Below are 20,031 nucleotides of genomic sequence, written 5' to 3'. Positions count from 1 at the left end.
GGTGGCCTTAGGCCAGCTGATCCATCCGTTGCCACAGGCGGCTCGCCACCTTGCTGGCCTGCTGATAAATGGGCTCGACGTCAAAGGCGAACTCGCGATCCTGATAGACCATGCGTCCCTCGACCATCACGCTGTTGACCGAGGATGAGCCCATACCGAAGGCGAGATGGCCACCGAGGTTGCGCGGCGCCAGCGGGGTCGGTGCGGCGTAGTCGCAGATGGTGAGGTCGGCCTTGTAACCCGGCTCCAGGCGGCCAAATTTGGCGCCGAAGTTGCGCTCCAGCAGGGTGTTGCCGTTCCAGAGGAAGCGGGCAAAGCTGTCGGGCCACAGTGCTCCGCCGGCATCCTTGTGCTTGAAGTAGGCAAACTTGAGCTCTTCGAGCATGTCGGAGCCGATACCATCGGTACCGAGCGCCAGATTGCGATACTCCGGCAGGTGCATGTTGTAGCCCACGTGGTTGTTCATGTTGGAGCGGGCGTTGTGCACCAGGAAGGCATCGCGGCTGTTGAGCAGCTCGATGTCAGCCGGGCTTAAGTAGATGCCGTGGGCGATCAGGGTCTTGCTGTCGATAAGGCCAAACTCGTCCAGCCGGGCGATGGGCTCCTTGCCATGGTGGTGGTGGCCGTGGGCCATGTCGTAGCGGTCTTCCGCCACATGGATATGCAGCCCGCGACCGGTGACCTGCACCGCTTCGCGCAGCATGGCCAGCCCCTCGTCGGGTACGGTGAAAGGGGCGTGAGCACCGATATGGGCTTCCACCAGATAGGGTTCGTTCCCCTTGGCTTTGGCCTCATCGATCTGTTGGGCAAACAGGATGTTCTCCTCCACCCCGGCCTGCAACTCGGCGAGGCCGCCGTTGCGATCCGTGGTCTCGAAGCAGGTCATGCCGCGCAGACCCGCCTCCATAAACCCTTTGCGCAATACATTCAGGGAACCCTTGATGAAGTTGGGCGAAGCGTGGTGGTCGATCACCGCACTGCAGCCGCTCTTGATCGCTTCCAGCGAGCAGATGAGGCCGCTGTAGTAGAGGGACTCTTCATCAAGCGCCCGATCGAGCCGCCACCAGAGGTTTTTCAGGGTGGAGATAAAGTCCGGGCAAGGGGCGATGTTGGCCATGATCCCCCGCGACAGGCCGGAGTAGAAGTGGTTGTGGGCACAGACGATGCCCGGCATCACCAGCTTGCCGCCCATCTCCCGATAGTTGGCCTCCGGGTAGAGGGCCCGCAGATTGGGCCCCACCGCTTTGATAAGTGATCCTTCGATGGCGATATCCACCCCTTCCAGCACCAGGGTCGGCTCCAGCTGGACGGCGGTGACGTTTTTCAGAATAAACATGGTTGGCTCCTTCGCTTATTCGTTGTTCGCTCAGGCCTCGACGGCCCCCAGCAGGTAGTGGTGATGGGCATGGACATGGCTGATGATGCGACACATGTCGCCAAGGGCCGCTGGCGCGTCCTTGATCCGGCTCTGGGCGTCTATGGTCAGGCGATAGGTCTCGCCACCCTGACGTACCCGCAGCTCACCCCCATCCGCCAGATAGAAACCGGGGTTGCGGCTGTTGTCGAAGTCCTCGGGCAGGCTGAAGATGGTGACCTTGTCCTGATAGGGCTTGCCCTGCCACGGGCAGAACTGGGCGCAGTTGCCGCACTCGTTGCAGTAGGCATCCAGGTGCAATGTCTGGAATTGGTCCTTGAAGCCCGGCACGGCGATGGCGACGTTGGCCCGGTTGGGGCAGACATCCACGCACTTGCTGCAGAGGTAGTTGCACTCGAGGCAACGGTGCGCCTCTTGCGCCACGAAGGCCTCCCGCTCGCTCCTGTCAACCATGGTGACTGCGATGCTTCCCTTGCGGCGGTAGATCTCGTCCTTGCCCGACGGCTGGGTGGCCACGTCACGCTGCTGGCTGGCGATATGCTCACGGGCCAGCACCAGATCCGCGGCGCGGCGAGCACCGCCGATGGCACCGACGATGGAGGACGGGCCGCTCTGCACGTCGCCGATAAGGAAGACGTTGCGACGGCTGGTCTCACCGCTCTGGCTATCCACCTCGGGCCAGCCATCGCTGCCAAGGGGAATGCCCATGGCTTTCAATACCTCGCAGTCAGGCTGCTCGCCGATGGCGGTGATCAAGGCATCCATCTGCATCACCTCGGTCTGCTCGGTGGGTACCGGACGGCGGCGGCCCTGCTCGTCAGGTTCCCCCAGCGCCATCATCCGCACGACAAGCTTGCCATCTTTGTCAAAGCGCTCCGGATTGGTGAGGAAGCAAAAACGCACCCCATCCTCCACCGCTTCCAGATACTCCTCGCGATAGGCGGGCATCTCCTTTTCGCTGCGACGGTAGATCACGGTCACATCGCTGACACCGGGCACCTTGAGGGCGGCGCGGGCACAGTCCATGGCGGTGTTGCCGGCACCAACCACAGCCACATGGCGGCCCAGCGGCAGCGGTTTGCCCTGATTGAAGCTGCGCAGGAAGTTAAAAGACTTGTAAATCCGATCATGCCCCCCTTCGAGACGCATGCCGCCATTCTTGTCGGCACCGATGCCGACGAAGACATAGGTAAAGCCCTGGGCGTGCAGCTTGTCGACGGTGAGCGCCGGATCGCAACCAAACTCGAACTTGACCCCGTGGGCGGCGACAAAGTCGATGTCGTGCTGGATAAGCTCGGCCGGAATGCGGAACTCGGGGATGATGTGTTTGACCACGCCACCGGCATCCGCTTCGCGCTCGAACACGGTGACCGGGTGACCGGCGCGGGCCAGGAAGTAACCGGCGGAGAGACCGGCCGGGCCGGCGCCAATCACCGCGACCGGGTGCTTGTCACCGCTACCGCCCGGTTTGTGCCAGCGCGCCTTGTACCCTTCCCAACCGCGCTCCAGCGCCACTTTCTTGAGCTCGCGGATATTGAGCGGGCTGTCGTAGTCGAGACGGGTGCAGTTGTACTGGCACTGGTGATCGCAGATATGGCCGGTGATGGCGGGCAGGGCGTTGCGCTGATAGATAAGTTCCAGCGCAGCCACATACTCCCCCTCACCCATCAGGCGAATGTACTCGGGGATATCCTGATGCACGGCGCAGGCAGTGACGCAGGGCGCCACGTAGCAGTCGGTCAGCGGCAGGCCGCCACCCACTTCGATGCGATCCTCGGACTTCCACTCCTTCTGGGTGTAATCCATGGTGAGGGCCTTGGCGGCAAGGGCTTCCAGCTTCTCGACATCGACCTGGGTCATGGCCCAGCTATCGGACGCGTCGATCTCGTTGAGGCACTCGATCTGGCGCAGGTAGCCACCCGGTTTGAGCAGGTCGGTGGCCATGGTGATGGGACGAATGCCGGTCTCGAAGATATCGCTGATGTTGAACTTGCTGGCACCGCCCGAGTAGGAGATGGGCAGCTTGCCATCGAAGGCGCGGGACAGCACGGCGGCCACGTTGATGGAGAGGGGGAACAGCGCGCGGCCGGACATGTACATCTCACCCCCCGGCAGCGCCCCTTTGCGGTTGATGGTGCCCAAGGTGTTGGTGAGCTTGACCCCGAAGGTGAGCCCCTTCTCGGCCCCCAGCGCCATCAGACGGGTCAGCATCGCCTTGGCCTGATCCAGCTTGAGGTCGTGATCGAACGACGCTTCGCTCAGACCAATGTAATCAAAGCCGCAGGTATCGAGGATCTCGCGCACCCGCGGGTAGCCCAGCAGGGTCGGGTTCAGTTTGACGAAGGTGTTGAGCCCCTTCTCTTCCAGCATGTAGCGGCAGATGGCCTCAATCTCGTTCGGCGGGCAGCCGTGCATGGTAGAGAGGGTAACGCCGTGCACCAGATTGGCCGGGATACGATCCACCAGCTTTTGCAGGCGATCGCGGCGCGCCCCCAGTCCCAGCTCGGCGATAAACTGCTCGTCGGCCACGAGGTCACGTACCACCTGCTGGTACTCGGCAAATTTCGGACTTTGGCTTGCATCCATCAGGCTGTGGATGAACTGCTGCATCGGCGGCTGTTTGATGCCATCGAGGTTGTAACCCACGCTCATGTTGAAGATGAAGGATTTGGCCTCTCCCTCAAGGCGCGGGTCGAACACCTCTTCCAGCAGGTAGAGGGCAAACCAGGCCTTCAGATACTCGTCAAACGCCTTGGTCAGGGTGAACTCGGTGGACCACTCGGTGTTGAAGCATTCGTCTTCGGCATCGATGCAGGGCTTTTCCAGTTCGAGACGGTCCAGGATCTGCACCGTCTTGAGCTCGATAAAGCGCCCGCCGGTCAGCCAGGAGGTGACGATGTTCTGGGCCAGCTGGGTATGGGGGCCGGCTGCCGGGCCGATGGGGGTCTCGCAGGTTTCACCGAACACCTTGATCTTGCGCTCGTCCTGCTTGCGATAGAATTGCGCGGCGGGAATGCCGAAGATGGATTGACTCGCTTTATATTCCGAGAAGATACGGACCAGAAGGTTCTTGAAGGGAACGGGTCGCATAATATCGCCCATGTTGATCTCCTTGCAGCGGCACTGCTCATTGACAGGGTGAATAAATGGGGACCATCCATAACCACGCATAAAAAGCCCCTTGAAACTGACAAGAGCAACAATCAGGCCAGCGCCGGATCTTTTTATTTTTAAGCCATAAAAACGTGAGACACCTCCAATTAATAAAACATCGAAAGCCGATACCAGTTTCGACAATGAGAGTGGCTATCAACACCGAATTTAAATAATGGAAACACCGCCCTCACGGCTAACAATGATCTCACTTTGGCGCGGCGCGCTATCAGTTTGATAAAGAACGCGGCCAGCGCCATTATCAGGCCGGCCAGGATGATAACGGCCGCTATCGGTCCCAGATAACGGGTTAGACAAGGGGATAAATATGCAAAGCAAGGCCGGGCAAGCCTCTGCCAGTCGACCAGTTCAGCGCTCGAATGCTTCGTTTGCCAGCAGCGCCTGATAACGCTCCGGGGTGTCCACATCCTGCAGGATGGCGGCGCTTTGCACCTCGATGAATCGGTGGGGATGCGCCAGCAGCCAGCGGCGCACCGAACCCTGTGCCGGCGCCGCCGCCAGCGCCCTGGCAAGGGTTCTGGGCAACAGCACGGGGTGGCCCGCCTCCCCCTGATAAGAGGGAAAGAGGGTCTCGTCCCCCCGCGCCTGCCAGAGCGTGCGGTACACCTCGGGGGGGATGCAGGGCAGATCGCCGTGGCTCACGAAGAGGTGATCGCTTCTACAGGCGGCGAGCCCCGCGCGGATGGAGCTGCCAAGCCCCTGTGCATAATCATGGTTGTGTACCAACCGGATACGGGGGTGATTGGCGTAGCGGCTGATCAGCTCATCGGCGCGGTGCCCCACCACCAGAATGACCCGGTCACACAGCACCAGGGCATTTTTGAGACTCTCATCAAGAATCGTGCTCTGGCGATACGGTAGCATCAATTTCCACGCGCCCATTCGTGATGAGAGCCCGGCCGCCGTAATTAGGCAGTCGCACCGCTCGCGCGAATGCCAGTGCTTCTCACTGACCGCGCCTCTATTTTCATCGGTCGTCACCATGGCTATTTCATCACCCATCTTGCTCACCTCGCCAAATATCGAGAGTCTATTAAACCCGCTCACCGAAAATATTGATGGGCGTACCACTTTAATTAGTCTTTGCGGCGCCGGGGGGAAAACCAGCACCCTCTTCTGGCTGGCCGACTATTTCCATCAACAGGGCAAGAAGGTGCTGCTCACCACCAGCACCCGGATGTTTCTGCCCGCCCCCTCCCCTCGGCGCACCCTGCTGATCGAGGCCGACCCCATCCGGCAGCTGACCCGCTGCCAGGCGCTGCCCGATGAACCGATGCAGCTGGTGCTGTTCAGCCACCTCGATCGGGCCAGCGGCAAGGCGGTGGGGCCGAGCCCCCAGCAGATCGATCTGCTCAAGGGACAGCAACGCTTCGACATCATCCTGGTGGAGGCGGACGGTGCCCATCACAAGTTATTGAAAGCGCCCGCTTTGCACGAACCTTGCATTCCTCAGCACAGTGATTGGGTGATCGCCCTGGTGGGCGGCGCCATGGTGGGCGCCAGCGCCGACCCGGCGCAGATCCACCGCTGGGCCGAGTTCCAGGCCCTGTGCGGGATAGAGGCCGGTGACCCGCTCGACTGGGCCCTGTTTGACCGGCTCATCGCCCACCCCGAGGGGGCGTTCAAGGGCACCCCGTCCGGGGCGCGCCGAGTCTGGTTTATCAATGGCGATTATCAAAATGAGCAGCAGTGGCTGCCCGCCCTGATAAACCTGCTGCAGCGCCACCCCGAGCTTCACGCCATCTGGCAGGGGGCCGTGCGTGAACCCGGCGCCATTCACCATGTTTGCTGTCGGCCTGCCCCCGAAGCCGCGCAGTCGCTGACCCGTTAAGGATGATACGAGGTACCTTATGAATCTGTTTGCACACGCTGCCCGACTGGAGCAGGAGAACACCCCCTTTGCCATGGCCCAGATCATCGAGAGTCGCGGCTCCACCCCGCGCCATCAAGCCCAGATGCTGGTGATGGCCGATGGCCGGATCCTCGGCACCATCGGCGGCGGCATGATAGAGCGGTTGGTGATCGAAGAAGCCGTGGCCGCCATTGCCGAGCGCAAGCCCCGCATCTTCCACGGCCGGATGGCCCGCAACGGCGAACATGCGGTGGGCTCGGATTGCGGCGGCGCCATGTCGGTCTACATCGACGTCTACGGCCTGCGCCCCCGCCTGGTATTGATCGGCGCCGGCCACGTCAACCGGGCACTGGCCCATGCCGCGGCGCCGCTGGGCTTTGATATTCACGTGGGGGATTGCTTCGAGGGGAGCCTCAGCCCAGATCGCTTCCCGGCCGGCACCCATCTGCAGCAGGCCGACACCATCAGCGCGGTGATCGAGCAGCTGGCCATCGAGCCCGCCAACTTCGTCATCATCGCCACCAACCATCAGGACAAGGAGGCGCTGGATCGGCTCATCAGCCGTCCCCTCGCCTACCTGGGGCTGCTTGCCAGCAAGCGCAAGGTGCAGACCTTCACCCAGGCCCTGCGCCAGCAGGGGGTGAGTCAGGAGCAACTGCAGCGGCTGCACGCTCCCATCGGCTACAACATAGGTGCCGAAACCCCCGAGGAGATCGCCATCAGCATCCTCGCCGAGCTGCTGCAGGTGAAAAACGGCAAGGCTGGCGGCCTGATGCAGGATGACGTGCGCCTCAAGCGGGATCAGCTGGTGGTGATGCGCGGCTCCGGCGATATCGCCACCGGGGTGGCGCTGCGTCTCTACCATGCCGGCTTCAAGGTGGTGATGCTGGATCTCGACAAGCCCACCGTGATCCGCCGCACCGTCGCCTTCGCCCAGGGGATGTTCGACGGCGAAATCAGCGTCGAGGGGGTGCGAGCCAAGCGGGTCGAGAGCGTCGAACAGGCGTTCGAGCAGCTGGATCGGGGCATCATTCCGCTACTGGTTGACCCCGACTGCGCCACCCTTGCCGAACTCAAGCCCCGCTATCTGGTGGATGCCATCCTCGCCAAGCAGAATCTCGGCACCCACAGAGAGATGGCCCCCATCACGGTGGCCCTGGGCCCGGGGTTTGAGGCGGGTCGCGACTGCGATGCGGTGATCGAGACCAACCGCGGCCACCATCTGGGGCGGGTCATCTATCAGGGCCCTGCCCAGCCCAATACCGGTATTCCCGGGGTGATCGAGGGACACTCCGCCCGTCGGGTGGTACGCGCCCCTGTCGCCGGGGTGATGAAGAGCCTGATCAAGCTCGGCGATCTGGTGCAGGAGGGGGACGTGATCGCCCACGTGGGGGACGCTCCCATTATCGCGCCGCTCTCCGGCATGGTGCGGGGGCTGCTGAGCGATGGCATCAAGGTGACCGTCGGCTTCAAGATCGGTGACATCGACCCCAGGGGCGAGCGGGCCGATCCCACTACCGTCTCTGACAAGGCGCGGGCGATCGGCGGCGCCGTGCTGGAGGCTATGATGCATCTGGCCCAGCGCAGATAAGCCAGCGCACCAACACAAAGGGCCCGCCATCATGGCGGGCCCTTTTTGTCACTTTGCCGGCAATCGGCTTAGCCCTGCCTGGCCCGGGTCTCCCCCGCCACCGACACCACGGAGCGCTTGCCCTTGCGGCTGATAACGAGAAGCGCCAGCACGATAAGGGCGATACCGCTCCCCTCCACCGGCCCCGGATTTTCACCAAGCAGCCACCAGGAGAGCAGCACGCCGCTCACCGGCACCGCCAGGGTGCTGAGCCCAGCGATCCCCGCCGGCAGCTTTTTCAGTACGAACAACCAGAGGCTCCAGGCCAGCGCCGTGGCAAAGATGGCGCTGTAGGCGAGCGCACCAAACACATAGGGCTGCCAGTCGATGGGTCGCTCCGCCACCAGCGCCGCCACCAGCGCCATCACCAGGGTGGCGTAGATCATCTGCCAGGTGGTGAGGGACATCAGATCCACCCCGGGGTGGCGGGCATACATCCGCTTGGCGATGATGGCGCTGATCCCCCAGCAGATGCCGGAGGCAATCCCCAGCAGCGCGCTCTTCATGGAATCCAGGTGCAGCTGCCAGGGCTCGATCACCAGCAGCAGGCCGCAGGCGGCCACCCCGACCGCCAGATAGTGGAGCTTGCGCATCCGCTCCCCGAGAAAGAGCGCCGCGAAGATCACCACCCAGAACGGCATGGTGTAACTCAGAATGGCCACCTTGCCCGCCCCGCCGCTGATCAGCGCCCACTGGGCCAGCCCCACCATGCCGCAGGTCTGGAACAGGGCGATGGCGAGGGTATAGCGAAACGGAGTGGGTTTGAGATAACGGCGTCCGCGCAGGCACTGCACCAGCAGCAACACCAGGGATCCGCACAGGCAGCGCAGAGCGGTGAACTCGAACGCCCCCGCGTAGAGCATCACCTGCTTCATCACGATCCAGCTGTAACTCCAGATGGCGGTGAGCAGGACCAATCCTCCCAGCGCCGCCATGTTCAACTTGCTATTCATTGTGCTGCCTTGTTGCTGCGGTCGGTGCGTCCGCCATTCGGGGCGCCATCTTACTCCTCTGCCGCCCCCCTGCCCACTGCGGATAAGAGCTGACCGGCCCATGCCTCCTTCTGCCAATCCCCTACATCAGCCAACAGAAAGGGGGCCGGCGGCCCCCAGGTTACAAGCTTGCTCGACCCTACTGGCTTATCAGGGTGCCGGTCTTGCCGGCAATGCCGTCGGCGGCCTTCTCCAGCAAGGTGATCAGGGATTTGCGCCCCGGCATGGAGGTCGCGAACGAGAGCGCCGCCTCCACCTTGGGCAACATGGAGCCCTTGGCAAACTGCCCCTGGGCGATAAAGCTGTTGGCATTGGCCACGCTCAGGGTGTCGAGCCACTGCACATCGGGCTTGCCGAAGTTGATGGCGACCTTCTCCACCGCGGTGAGGATGATCAGCATGTCGGCATCGATAAGCTCCGCCAGCCTGGCACTGGCCCAATCCTTGTCGATCACCGCGCTGGCACCGCGCAGGTGATTGCCTTCGCGCAGCACCGGAATGCCGCCACCACCGACGGTGATCACCACCTGGCCGGCGGCCAGCATGGCAGAGACAGTCTCCTTCTCGATGATGTCGATGGGTTTGGGGGATGCCACCACCCGGCGATAGCCGCGACCGGCATCCTCTTTGAGCCGCTCGCCCTTGGCCATCAGCGCCTCGGCCTCCTCCTTGCTGAAGAAGCCGCCGATAGGTTTGCTCGGGTCCTGGAAGGCGGGATCGTTTTTATCCACCTCAACCTGGGTCACCAGGGTGGCCACCGGCTTGTGAATACCGCGCACCAGCAAGGCCTCGCGCAGGGCGTTTTGCAGGTCATAACCGATATACCCCTGACTCAGGGCCACGCAGACCGACATGGGCAGATGGGGCGCCTTGGGATCGTGGCGGGCCGCCACCTCGAACGCCTGCTGGATCATCCCCACCTGCGGGCCATTGCCGTGGGTCACCACCACCTCATGCCCCTGGGCGATCAGGTCGGCAATGGTGCCCGCCGTGCTCTGCACCGCCTTCATCTGCTCGGGCAGGTTGTTGCCCAGCGCATTGCCACCAAGGGCCAGTACGATTCTCTGTTTCATCTTGTTATCTCCAGTGATGGAACTAGCCGGCGCAATACCGGCCCACCTTTCGTTGTTCACATAACCTTGCTGATCTGCGTGTTTCGAACGGATTGTCAGCCGGCCACCGCGGGGCAAGGCGAGTGCAGCTCCGGCGCCAACACCGGATCAAAGGGCGCTCTGGCCAAAAACCGGCCATGACCACGCAGCCCCAGAAACTCGCCGTCGCGGGCCACTATCTCGCCGCGGCTGAGGGTCAATCTAATCCGGCCGGGGCAATGCATCCCCTCGTAGGGGCTGTAGTCGCCGTTGTCATGCAGCAGTGGGTGAGAAATCAGGGTGACACCGCGGGGATCCATCAGCACCAGATCGGCGTCAGACCCCGGTTGCAGGTTGCCCTTGCGAGGCCAGAGGCCAAACAGGCGCGCCGGGTTGGCGCTGGTGAGAGCTACAAAGCGGGATGGCGAGATGCGCCCGCCCAATACCCCGTGGGCAAACAGCAGCTGCATCCGGTTTTCGACCCCGGGCAAGCCGTTGGGGCAGCGGCTGAAATCGCCCCCCGAGAGGGTCATGCGCTGGGCGTGGGAGAAGTTGCAGTGATCGGTCGCCACCGTATCGATGTCACCAGCAGCGATACCGACCCACAGTTTGTCCTGCTCGCGGCGCGAGCGCAGCGGCGGGCTCAGCAGATAGTCGACCCCGTTTTCCTTGTAATAACACTGCTCATCAAGCAGCAGATATTGCGGGCAGGTCTCCACCCAGACCGGTTGCCCCTGACGGCGCGCCAGTTTCAGATACTCCAACCCCAAGCCGTTGGAGAGGTGGACGATATAGAGGGGTGCATTGCCCGCGAGCCCCGCCAGATTGATCATCCGGGCGATCGCCTCCGCCTCACACTGCAGCGGGCGGCTTTGCGGGTGATACCAGGGCTCAGAGTGGCCGGCGGCCAGCAGGGCGGCCCGGCGCGCCGCGATGGCGGCATCGTTCTCGGGATGGACGGTGGCGAGCGCCCCCACCTCCTTGAGGCGGGCCAGCGCGCGCAGCACGTCATGATCCCCCAGCTTGTACTGGTAGGTAAGATAGAGCTTGAAGCTGCTGATCCCCTCCTCCTGCACCATGGCGGCCATTTCGTGGAGGATGGCGTCATCCACATGCTGGACAACGCCATGAAAGCTGTAGTCGACCACTGCCTGCTCGGCGGCGTAGTCGTGATAACGGGCCAACTGGTGATGCAGGTTGCACCCCGCCGGGCCAAATCCCATGTGATCGACGATGGTGGTGGTGCCACCACAGGCGGCGGCACGGGTACCGCTGAAAAAATCATCGCAACTGCGGGCAATGCCCACATCTATGTTGAAGTGGGTGTGGACGTCGATGCCGCCCGGCATCACGTAGCAGCCGCTGGCATCGATCAGCTCGGTCTCGCTATCGGGCTCGATAGCGGCGGCGCGCTCAAGGATCACCCCGTTCTCGATCAGCAGATCCTGACGATATTCACCCTGCGCATCGACCAGCACACCGTGTTTGATCAGCCGTTTCATCCCCATCACCTCGCACATCCGATCGCGTCAAACAGCAAGGCCCCGCCTGCTAAAGACGGGGCACTTACCACACATGCAACAGCCGGGCGGTGATGGCAGTCACCACCCGGCAGCCCCCTTACTTGTCCAGCTCCGCCAGATAGAGCATGGGGATCACGGCGTACATGGCGGCGCACTTGACCAGATGCTCTTTCCAGGTCTTCTCGTTCGGCGCGTGAGCTTCCGGCTCTTTACCCGGGCCAAAACCGATGACCGGAATGCCGTGGCGACCCATGATGGAGACCCCGTTGGTCGAGAAGGTCCACTTGTCCACCACAGGCGCCTTGTTGAACAGCTGGGTGTACGCCTTGGAGAGGGTTTTGACCGTGATGTGATCCTCTTCCACCTTCCAGGTCGGGAAGTAGCACTCGGTCGGGTAGACCAGGCCGGTGTAGGCAGGACGGTCGTACTGGTACATGGAGACCTCGGCACCGGCGGCTTGTACCGCAGGCAGGGCGCGGATCTCGTCGAGCGCCCCTTGCCAGGTCTCACCCCAGGTGAGGCGGCGGTCGATGGAGACGGCGCAGCTGTCCGCCACGGCGCAGCGGCTTGGCGAAGTGAAGAAGATCTCGGAGACGGTCAGGGTGCCCTTGCCGAGGAAGTCATCGTTGCCGAGGTTGTGGCTGAGCTCCTGCAATTCACCCAGGATCGGGCCCATCTTGAAGATGGCGTTGTCACCGCGCTCCGGCGCGGAGCCGTGGCAGCTGACCCCCTGTACTTCCACGCGGATCTCCATGCGGCCACGCTGACCACGGTAGATCTGGCAGTCGGTCGGTTCGGTACTGACCACGAACTCGGGGCGGATCTTGCTCTGCTCGATGATGTACTGCCAGCAGAGGCCGTCGCAATCCTCCTCCTGCACGGTGCCGGTCACCAGCAGGGTGTACTCGTCTTCCAGCCCCAGATCCTTGATGATCTTGCCGGCGTAGACCATGGAGGCCATGCCCCCTTCCTGATCGGAGGCGCCACGGCCACCGATGATCTCGTGATCTTCCATCCCCTCATAGGGATCGAAGGTCCAGTTGGCGCGGTTGCCAATACCGACGGTATCGATGTGGGCATCCATGGCGATCAGGTGCGGGCCGTGGCCGATATAGCCCAGCACGTTGCCCATGGGGTCGATCTCCACCTTGTCGAAGCCGACCTTCTCCATCTCCTGCTTGATGCGCAGCACCACCCGCTCTTCATCGCAGCTCTCGCTCGGGATGGCGATCATGTCGCGCAGGAACTGAGTCATCTCGGCCTTGTACTGGTAGGCCTTCTCCAACACCATTTCAAACGGAATTTGCTTGCTCATTGTGATTCTCCATAACAACTGAGAGTGCGCGGCCTGTTCGTCGGCAGCGCCCTGTGCCCGTTACCGCGCCCCGTTGGTGAGGCGCGATCAGTTTTCAATTCGTGTCTCTGTTCTCGCAGGGATTAGTCGCAGGCGGGGTGCTTGCCTTCCCACACCACTTCCCGGTAATGGGCCACGTCGGTGTCCCCTTCGGTGTTGATCACCAGCACCACCGACTGCTCATCGAGCCCCAGCCGGGCCATCAGCGCCGCGCGATCCGGGTGGTGGCGCACCGCCGCCAGCACGCCAGTGCCGACCGAGCCGGATTCGCCGGAGATGATGCGGGGGTCATTGCCGAGGGGGTTTCCCAGCACCCGCATGCCCAGCGCCGACACCTTGTCGTGGCAGGAGATGAACTGGGTGGTGCAGCCGCGCAGCACAGGCCAGCCGAGGGGATTGGGTTCACCGCAGGCGAGGCCAGCCATGATGGTGCGCATGTCGCCCCCCACGTTGACCATCTCCCCCGCCACGCCGGAGCGGTAGATGCAGTCGGCCTGATCCGGCTCGACCACGATACTGTGCAGGTTCTTCGCCCCGAAGCAGTCCACCAGATAACCGAGCACGCCGCCCGCCAGCGCCCCGACCCCGGCCTGCAGCAGCACGTGGGTGGGTTGTTTGATGCCCATGGCCTGCATCTGCTCGACCGCTTCATCGGCCAGGGTGGCGTAGCCCTGCATGATCCAGGTCGGGATCTTGGTGTACCCCTCCCAGGCGGTGTCCTGCACTATGTACCAGCCGCGCTCCTCGGCCATCTTCATGGTCAGGCGCACTGTGTCGTCGTAGTTCATGTCGGTGACGATGCACTCGGCCCCCAGCGCCAGAATGTGGTCCACCCGCTCCTGGGCCGAGCCCTTTGGCATGTAGACCACCGCATGCTGGCCCACCTGCTTGGCGGCCCAGGCGACGCCACGACCGTGGTTGCCGTCGGTGGTGGTGGCGAAGGTCATCGGCTCCTTGATGGTGCGCTTGATGAGATCGAAGGTGAAATCCTCCACCGCCACCCCGTATTTTTCACAGAGCAGGTTGGCGATGGCGTAGACGCCCCCCAGCATCTTGAAGGCGTTGAGGCCAAAGCGCTTGGACTCATCCTTCACCAGGATGTTCTTCACCCCGATATAGGCGGCAAGCGCTGTCAGATCGCACAGGGGGGTGGGCTCATAACCGGCCAGTTTTTTATGAAAGGCGCGAGCCTTTTGCGCCTCGACACGGGAAAACAGGGGCAGCGACTCACCGGTAAAGAAACGGTTATCGGCAATCTCCATCTTCAGGGCAAATTGGGACATGAATACCTCGCAAAGAGTCATCTCGCCGGGGATCATCGAGTGAAAAGCGCCCCGGGGAGAGAACCCGTGACAATAATTGCGTGATGACGACGGCCGGGCGGGACTTATTTCCCGCCCGGCCAGGCCATTATTTGACGCGTTTTTGCGCCTCTTTTATCAAGCCTTCGAGGGCGGCGCCCGGTGCCGAGAATTTACGGGCGACAATCATGGCGGCGATAATATAGGGCTTCCAGCTCGCCTCTTTATAAGTAGCGATCCGGTATTTCTCGAATACCCCTTCACTCACTTCCCCTTCCTTGCAGGAGACGTCGGAAATATCCGCCGGCAGGCAGTGCATATAGAGCGCCTCGCCCCCCTTGGTGAGGGCCATCATCTCTTCGGTGCAGTGCCAATCCTTGTGCTTGGCGTTCTGTGCCAGGCAATGCTGCTCCAGCTCCTTGAGGCCCGCATGATCGTTGGCCCGCAGCAGCTCGGTGCGCTGCTCCATCACCTGATAGGGGGCCCAGGACTTGGGATAGACGATGTCGGCATCCTTGAACGCCTCTTCCATGGAGGTGACCTGGCGAAAGCTCCCACCGGAGGCCTTGGCATTCTCCTTGGCCACCTCGATCACGTCCGGGATCAGGTCATACCCCTCTGGGTGGGCCAGGGTCACGTCCATGCCAAAGCGGGTCATCAGACCGATGATGCCCTGCGGCACGGAGAGCGGCTTGCCGTAGCTCGGCGAGTAGGCCCAGGTCATGGCAATCTTCTTGCCCTTGAGGTTCTCCAGGCTCCCGAAGTGCTCCTGCAACCAGGCGAGATCAGCCATGGACTGGGTCGGGTGATCAATGTCGCACTGCAGGTTGACCAGCGCCGGGCGCTGGGGCAGCACCCCCTTCTCGACCCCCTCGTCGAGCGCGGCGCCCACTTCACGCATGTAGGCGTTGCCGGCGCCCAGGTACATGTCGTCGCGAATGCCGATGGCATCGGCGCAGAAGGAGATCATGTTGGCGGTTTCACGGACGGTCTCGCCGTGGGCAATCTGGGACTTGCCCTCGTCCAGATCCTGCTGGGTCAGGCCGAGCAGGTTGAGGGCGGAGGCGTAGGAGAAACGGGTACGGGTGGAGTTGTCGCGAAACACCGAGATGCCAAGACCGGTATTGAACAGCTTGGTGGCGATGTTTTCGGCGCGCAGTCCCTTGAGGGCCTCGGCCAGTTTGAGTACCAGCGCCAGCTCCTGAGGGGTCTGCTCCCAGGTCAGCAGGAAGTCTTTTTCATGCAGGTTGGACTTGAGTTCATTGATCTCTTTGATTAACTGGTTCACTGCTTTCATCGTTAGCCCCAATCTGTTGATGAGAAATGCATTGCTCCCCTTCCACTCACAGGTCACCGAAACAAGGGCCATTGGGTGAGTTCATCGGTCAGCGTCAAATAAGGGCAATCAATAAGCGTGCCAACGCATAAATAAGCGGGAAATAACCAGAAAAGGTGTCTTGAATGTGAGCCGGCGCACAGCCTGAGGCTATATGTCGCCCCGCCAAGGCAGGTGAGCCAGCTTATTTTCCAGCGGATGGCTGCGCGCCACAGAAATAGCGCGAGAATAGGGTGAGAGGAGGCCAAGCCGGCCCTGATAATTATCAGTCCGGCTATCACCAGAGCCTGCCAATTGATAGAAAGCGAGGCCACATTCTCATAATGATAACGCCGCGATTGTCGGTCGCGGCGCGGTCAAGCGGGGCCGTCAGGCGACCCGAAGCGGGCTCAGGCCTGCACGGCTATCTCGTACTTCTTTATCTTGCGATAGAGGGTGGCGATGCCGATCCCGAGTGCCTGGGCGGCCAGCTTCTTGTTGCCAAGGCGCAGCAGGGTCTCCTCTATCATCTGCTTTTCCATGTTCTCCAGCCCGTTTTCGCCAAGTGGCAGCGCCAACCCGCGCTCGACCTGGCCGGCAGCCGGCTCTGGCAGGCTTGCCTCTGGCGATGACCAGGGCGTCCCGGTAGCCGATGCCGGGTTGCCAGCGACAGGACCCAGCGCAGGGTCGGCCAGCACGCCATGGGGGTAAGGGTCGGGCGAGAGCGGCATGCGCGCGATTTGCGCCGTGCTGCGTGGCGGTTCGTCCACCCCACTGCGCTGGTTGCGCAGGATATTGGGGGGCAGCAGGATGCTCTCGATCACCTCCCCCGCCTGCACCACGTTCACCAGGTACTCGATGAGGTTGCTGAGCTCGCGCACGTTGCCGGGCCAGCGGTAGCCTTCGAGCAGCGCCATCACCTCCGGGCTCAGCCCCGGATACAGCAGGCCGATGCGGCTGGTGTGCAGGTTGAGGAAGTAGTGGGTCAGCAGCGCCACGTCCCCCTCCCGCTCGCGCAGGGGCGGCAGGTGGATGGGAATGACGTTGAGGCGATAGAAGAGATCCTCGCGAAACTTGCCCTCGGCGATGTACTGCTCCAGATGCTGATGGGTCGCGGCTATGATGCGAATGTCCACCGGCACCGGCCGGCTGGCGCCGATGGGGGTCACCTCCCGCAGCTCCAGCACCCGCAGCAGCTTGGCCTGCATGGTAAGCGGCATGTCCCCTATCTCGTCGAGAAACAGGGTACCCTGCTGGGCGGCCTGGATCAGCCCCTGCTTGCCGGTGCTGGAAGCCCCGGTGAAGGCCCCCTTTACGTAGCCGAACAGCTCGCTCTCGAGCAGCTGCTCGGGGATGGCGGCACAGTTGATGGCGATGAAGGGCTTGTCACGGCGAGGGCTGAGCCGGTGAATGGCGCGGGCCACCACCTCCTTGCCGGTGCCGCTCTCGCCGCACACCAGCACGCTGGAGGGGCTCAGGGCGATGCGATGGAGCAGCTTTTTCAGGGCCCGCATCGGCTTGCTCTCCCCGATCAGCATGCTGACTCCCTCGTCGGGATCCAGCGGAGGGTTCGGCGTGCCGTGGGACTGGTGAAACGCCATCAGAAACAGCTGCTGGCCCTGTACGTGGTGCAGCTGGCCGATGATCAGCTCCTGACGATCCCCCAGGGTGACGATGTGTTGCAGGTGGCCGGTCAACCCCTGCTGGGCAAAGGTGAGCGGTCGCAGCCCTATCTCGCAGCCCAGCAGCGCCTCCTGCTGGCAATTGAGCTGCTTGAGCGCTACTTCGTTGGCGTAGAGCAGCTGGCTCTTCTCGTCGAGCAGCAGGCAGCCCTGATCCATGTGGTTCATCAGGCTCAGGAAGACCTTGTTGACCCCGTCCGACAGGCCGCGCGAGTCGAGCAGCTTGGCGACGAAGATGCTGGAGATATGCTGCACATAGTCGCACACCTCCTGCAGATTGTTGTTGAGACGGGCCTGCTGCTCCGGATTGAAGGCCACCAGGCTGATCACCCCGATGCAGTTCTCCTCCACCATGATGGGCACCCCGAGAAAGGCCCGCTCCCGGCAGCTCTCCTTGCAGCTGCACCCTCGCAGACCGGATCCTCGCTGGTGTGGGTGACGATCTTCTCGCGCTGATGCTCGATGACGTAGCGCAACAGGCGGGAGTCCCCCTCCAGCTGGCGACCGAAGAACTTGCCGTAAGGGCCGGTTCCCGCCACCCGCACCATGTTGGCGTCCACGATTTCCACTTCCAGTTGCAGCACGCTGGCCAGCATCTTGGCAAAGCGCAAAATGGTGGGCTGGATCTGCATCAACAAACATTGGTTACTGACGGACATCATGTTGTAAATCCCCTGGCTCCCACCCCGGGTGGGATTCATGCTGGCCAGATACTATGCCAATTCGATGGCAGCGACTTCGCCGAGGATCACGAAAAGGGAACTTGCACCCGCCCCACTACCGGGAGTGAGAGCTGGCGCAGGCTGGCCATTCTGGTCAGTCTTGAGGGTCTGGTGGTCGTAATCGATCAGGAAGTCTTGCCCAAGGGCTTTGGCTCGTGCAATCAGGGCAGCAGCGATCTGTCCGTCCAATTGCCAGTGGCCACTCGCCATATCGAACGGGCGACCATCACGGGCTTTAAAAGGGCCGACCGGCAGCAGCTAGCTGGTACCAGTCATCGCCTTGGGGGTGAGCTACGCATCGAGCACCGCCAGCCGTTCCCCGCTGACGGGGTTGGCTTGGAGGATGGCCACGAAGGGCGCTGAGTATGGAGTCTTGGATATGTTTATGCCGCCATAGTGCAGCGGCATGAAAGGGGGTGGGGTTTATGGTGGGTTAATGTTTGGGAGTGAAATGCTTAATGATCTCAGACATCCACGGCAATGGCTCGAGATCTTCCCATCCTAAGGCTTGGTGACAGTACTCTTCTGCAATCTTCCGTTTCATTTCGGGTAAATCTAAATATGTTCTTAGCTCTTCTATTCGCTCATGTGCGTGTATATTATTTCTCTTTAAAAATGGGAATCCATGTGAGAAACCGGTATACAAAGCACCACTATCAAGTGAGTAGTTTTCAAGCATGCCAGCTAAATATGGGTCTCCTTTAGCTAATGCCTCAAGCACATCCCACATAATAATCCCCTCAAGCACATCTTCAATTTCTGCTTGTGTCGCATCTGGATTTGCAACGCTATTAGTACGTGCACTAAACTTACTCTTGTCTAATGCTAAACGCTCAAACCTTAAGCATTTATCTGACTTATATCCATGAACAGTTACTAGATTTTTTGTATCCGTATCAATCAAGCAGAACACCTTACCATTTACAGCAGCCAACTCATCACTATCACCCAATGGAATCTTGAGGAACTGATATAATTTCTTTATATTTCCGCATCCATTAAAAGATAATATATTGACATTTGGGAGATGCTTAGAAAGATATAGTTCCAAATATTTTGCATCTTCTCCTCCCTCACAAACAAGCCAGTTATTTCCCCCAGATTTCAATAGCGTAAGCATAGAGCTAACAAGGTCAAAATAGCTTTTCATTTCAACTGATTGAGGAAATGACTTCCTATAGTCATAGATGGTATTCAAGGGAAACGAAGAAATTACAGGAGCACCAACCCTATCAATATAATGCAACTTACCTCGAGCAGGCTTTAATAAAAGACCATACCAATGTGTAGTCAAAAACAATTGCCGACCGTATAGCTCAGCTATATTAATCAACCGTAGAAATGATTTAAAACGGAGTGAAGACTCCAACGAGTTCTCAGGCTCATCTATAGCCAATATTATTTCCTTTGCCTTTTCTGTTCTGGTAGACAGTAATGTTGTCGCCACATCTATTAATGCCAAGCGTTGCTGACCAGAGCTCAGATCTTTGATATGCTTACCATCTTTCATTAATGGTCTCACAGAAAAGAACTCTTTTATTATAACTTCAGTAATATCATTTGGCCTTATAGTTTTCTTTACACCACCTTTAGCTTGAAAGCGATACTCCCCATCCATTTTATCGTTAATTGTACCAATATATTTTTCCAAGCTATCATTAACTAAGTCCAATATGCTTTTCTTTTTACCAAAACCAGGTTGGTGCTCTTTTCTGTCTAGAAGAAGCTTAATTTCATCAACAACGGCTTTATCCATTAAGCCTTGCATCTCACTTGCTTGCAAAGCTAATACATCACTTACTCTATTTTCAACTGGAATATAAACATATCGATACCTGTCAATCAAGTTGACATAAATCTTCTTTACTCTATCTAAAGAAACATCATCTCGCTTTGTCTTATTCATTATTTGTGTATGAAATGGTGACAACCTTATAGAGCCTGTAGAATCCTTTCCTGCACTTAATAACCAGTAGTCATCTAAATTTACTTTAGATTTCAATCACTCTCTGAATTCACTA

General features: G+C 60.4%; 13 protein-coding genes and 1 pseudogene. 2 read left to right on the top strand and 12 right to left on the bottom strand.

Features of this window, described 5'->3' with window-relative positions; genetic code table 11:
• Nucleotides 1–7: 7 nt before the first annotated feature.
• The 3 genes from ssnA to mocA all read right to left on the bottom strand — a co-directional run bounded on the left by ssnA (nucleotide 8) and on the right by mocA (nucleotide 5,533).
• The gene (gene ssnA, locus ACPDZI_RS10220; RefSeq protein WP_438834472.1) at nucleotides 8–1,336 is read right to left on the bottom strand and encodes a putative aminohydrolase SsnA; all 1,329 of its coding nucleotides are present in this window, start codon (nucleotides 1,334–1,336) and stop codon (nucleotides 8–10) included.
• Between the two features lie 30 nt (nucleotides 1,337–1,366).
• Nucleotides 1,367–4,477: a putative selenate reductase subunit YgfK gene (gene ygfK, locus ACPDZI_RS10215; protein ID WP_438834471.1), complete on the bottom strand. Its 3,111-nt coding sequence runs from the start codon at nucleotides 4,475–4,477 to the stop codon at nucleotides 1,367–1,369.
• A gap of 420 nt (nucleotides 4,478–4,897) precedes the next feature.
• Nucleotides 4,898–5,533 carry a molybdenum cofactor cytidylyltransferase gene (gene mocA / locus ACPDZI_RS10210; protein WP_408834972.1) on the bottom strand — a complete coding sequence of 212 codons (636 nt, stop codon included), beginning with the start codon at nucleotides 5,531–5,533 and terminating at the stop codon, nucleotides 4,898–4,900.
• Here mocA and yqeC point away from each other — a divergent pair.
• Together yqeC and yqeB are read left to right on the top strand one after the other, a co-directional pair.
• Nucleotides 5,532–6,380, top strand: a complete 849-nt coding sequence (gene yqeC / locus ACPDZI_RS10205) for a selenium cofactor biosynthesis protein YqeC (protein WP_438834470.1) — start codon at nucleotides 5,532–5,534, stop codon at nucleotides 6,378–6,380. The two genes, mocA and yqeC, sit on opposite strands and share 2 nt — an antisense overlap.
• Before the next feature lie 19 nt (nucleotides 6,381–6,399).
• Entirely contained in the window at nucleotides 6,400–7,992 is a 1,593-nt protein-coding gene (yqeB, locus tag ACPDZI_RS10200; protein ID WP_438834469.1) for a selenium-dependent molybdenum cofactor biosynthesis protein YqeB, read from the top strand.
• Between the two features lie 68 nt (nucleotides 7,993–8,060).
• Here the strand turns inward: yqeB and ACPDZI_RS10195 are convergent, their stop codons facing one another.
• The 9 genes and pseudogenes from ACPDZI_RS10195 to ACPDZI_RS10155 all read right to left on the bottom strand — a co-directional run bounded on the left by ACPDZI_RS10195 (nucleotide 8,061) and on the right by ACPDZI_RS10155 (nucleotide 20,012).
• Nucleotides 8,061–8,984 (bottom strand): DMT family transporter, encoded by a 924-nt coding sequence (locus ACPDZI_RS10195; RefSeq protein ID WP_438834468.1) that lies wholly within the window; start codon nucleotides 8,982–8,984, stop codon nucleotides 8,061–8,063.
• Nucleotides 8,985–9,162: 178 nt separating this feature from the next.
• Nucleotides 9,163–10,095: a carbamate kinase gene (gene arcC / locus ACPDZI_RS10190; RefSeq protein ID WP_438834467.1), complete on the bottom strand. Its 933-nt coding sequence runs from the start codon at nucleotides 10,093–10,095 to the stop codon at nucleotides 9,163–9,165.
• Between the two features lie 95 nt (nucleotides 10,096–10,190).
• Entirely contained in the window at nucleotides 10,191–11,615 is a 1,425-nt protein-coding gene (gene hydA, locus ACPDZI_RS10185) for a dihydropyrimidinase (protein WP_438834466.1), read from the bottom strand.
• Nucleotides 11,616–11,733: 118 nt separating this feature from the next.
• On the bottom strand, nucleotides 11,734–12,951 hold the full coding sequence (locus ACPDZI_RS10180; protein WP_146062518.1) for a YgeY family selenium metabolism-linked hydrolase: 1,218 nt from the start codon (nucleotides 12,949–12,951) through the stop codon (nucleotides 11,734–11,736).
• A gap of 122 nt (nucleotides 12,952–13,073) precedes the next feature.
• Nucleotides 13,074–14,273, bottom strand: a complete 1,200-nt coding sequence (dpaL, locus tag ACPDZI_RS10175; protein WP_438834465.1) for a diaminopropionate ammonia-lyase — start codon at nucleotides 14,271–14,273, stop codon at nucleotides 13,074–13,076.
• A gap of 127 nt (nucleotides 14,274–14,400) precedes the next feature.
• On the bottom strand, nucleotides 14,401–15,588 hold the full coding sequence (gene ygeW, locus ACPDZI_RS10170; protein WP_438834464.1) for a knotted carbamoyltransferase YgeW: 1,188 nt from the start codon (nucleotides 15,586–15,588) through the stop codon (nucleotides 14,401–14,403).
• A gap of 428 nt (nucleotides 15,589–16,016) precedes the next feature.
• A pseudogene (locus tag ACPDZI_RS10165) lies at nucleotides 16,017–17,950 on the bottom strand (sigma 54-interacting transcriptional regulator).
• A 51-nt stretch (nucleotides 17,951–18,001) separates the two neighbouring features.
• Nucleotides 18,002–18,265 (bottom strand): phage protease, encoded by a 264-nt coding sequence (locus ACPDZI_RS10160; protein ID WP_438834564.1) that lies wholly within the window; start codon nucleotides 18,263–18,265, stop codon nucleotides 18,002–18,004.
• 178 nt (nucleotides 18,266–18,443) lie between these two features.
• Nucleotides 18,444–20,012 (bottom strand): ATP-dependent nuclease, encoded by a 1,569-nt coding sequence (locus ACPDZI_RS10155; RefSeq protein ID WP_438834463.1) that lies wholly within the window; start codon nucleotides 20,010–20,012, stop codon nucleotides 18,444–18,446.
• Nucleotides 20,013–20,031: the final 19 nt, after the last annotated feature.

Origin of the sequence: Aeromonas oralensis (assembly GCF_049665575.1) — a bacterium.
In the GTDB taxonomy this organism is placed as follows: Bacteria; Pseudomonadota; Gammaproteobacteria; order Enterobacterales; family Aeromonadaceae; genus Aeromonas; species Aeromonas hydrophila.
Note: the sequence above shows the minus strand (reverse complement) of the source record. Positions and strands in the feature narration are given on the sequence as shown.

Excerpts from the sequence above, each read along its gene's own strand:
- arcC (WP_438834467.1), bottom strand. The coding sequence starts at position 10,095 with ATGAAACAGAGAATCGTACTGGCCCTTGGTGGCAATGCGCTGGGCAAC.
- ACPDZI_RS10180 (WP_146062518.1), bottom strand. The coding sequence starts at position 12,951 with ATGAGCAAGCAAATTCCGTTTGAAATGGTGTTGGAGAAGGCCTACCAG.
- yqeB (WP_438834469.1), top strand. The coding sequence starts at position 6,400 with ATGAATCTGTTTGCACACGCTGCCCGACTGGAGCAGGAGAACACCCCC.
- yqeC (WP_438834470.1), top strand. The coding sequence starts at position 5,532 with ATGGCTATTTCATCACCCATCTTGCTCACCTCGCCAAATATCGAGAGT.
- ssnA (WP_438834472.1), bottom strand. The coding sequence starts at position 1,336 with ATGTTTATTCTGAAAAACGTCACCGCCGTCCAGCTGGAGCCGACCCTG.
- dpaL (WP_438834465.1), bottom strand. The coding sequence starts at position 14,273 with ATGTCCCAATTTGCCCTGAAGATGGAGATTGCCGATAACCGTTTCTTT.
- ygeW (WP_438834464.1), bottom strand. The coding sequence starts at position 15,588 with ATGAAAGCAGTGAACCAGTTAATCAAAGAGATCAATGAACTCAAGTCC.
- hydA (WP_438834466.1), bottom strand. The coding sequence starts at position 11,615 with ATGAAACGGCTGATCAAACACGGTGTGCTGGTCGATGCGCAGGGTGAA.
- ACPDZI_RS10195 (WP_438834468.1), bottom strand. The coding sequence starts at position 8,984 with ATGAATAGCAAGTTGAACATGGCGGCGCTGGGAGGATTGGTCCTGCTC.
- mocA (WP_408834972.1), bottom strand. The coding sequence starts at position 5,533 with ATGGTGACGACCGATGAAAATAGAGGCGCGGTCAGTGAGAAGCACTGG.
- ygfK (WP_438834471.1), bottom strand. The coding sequence starts at position 4,477 with ATGGGCGATATTATGCGACCCGTTCCCTTCAAGAACCTTCTGGTCCGT.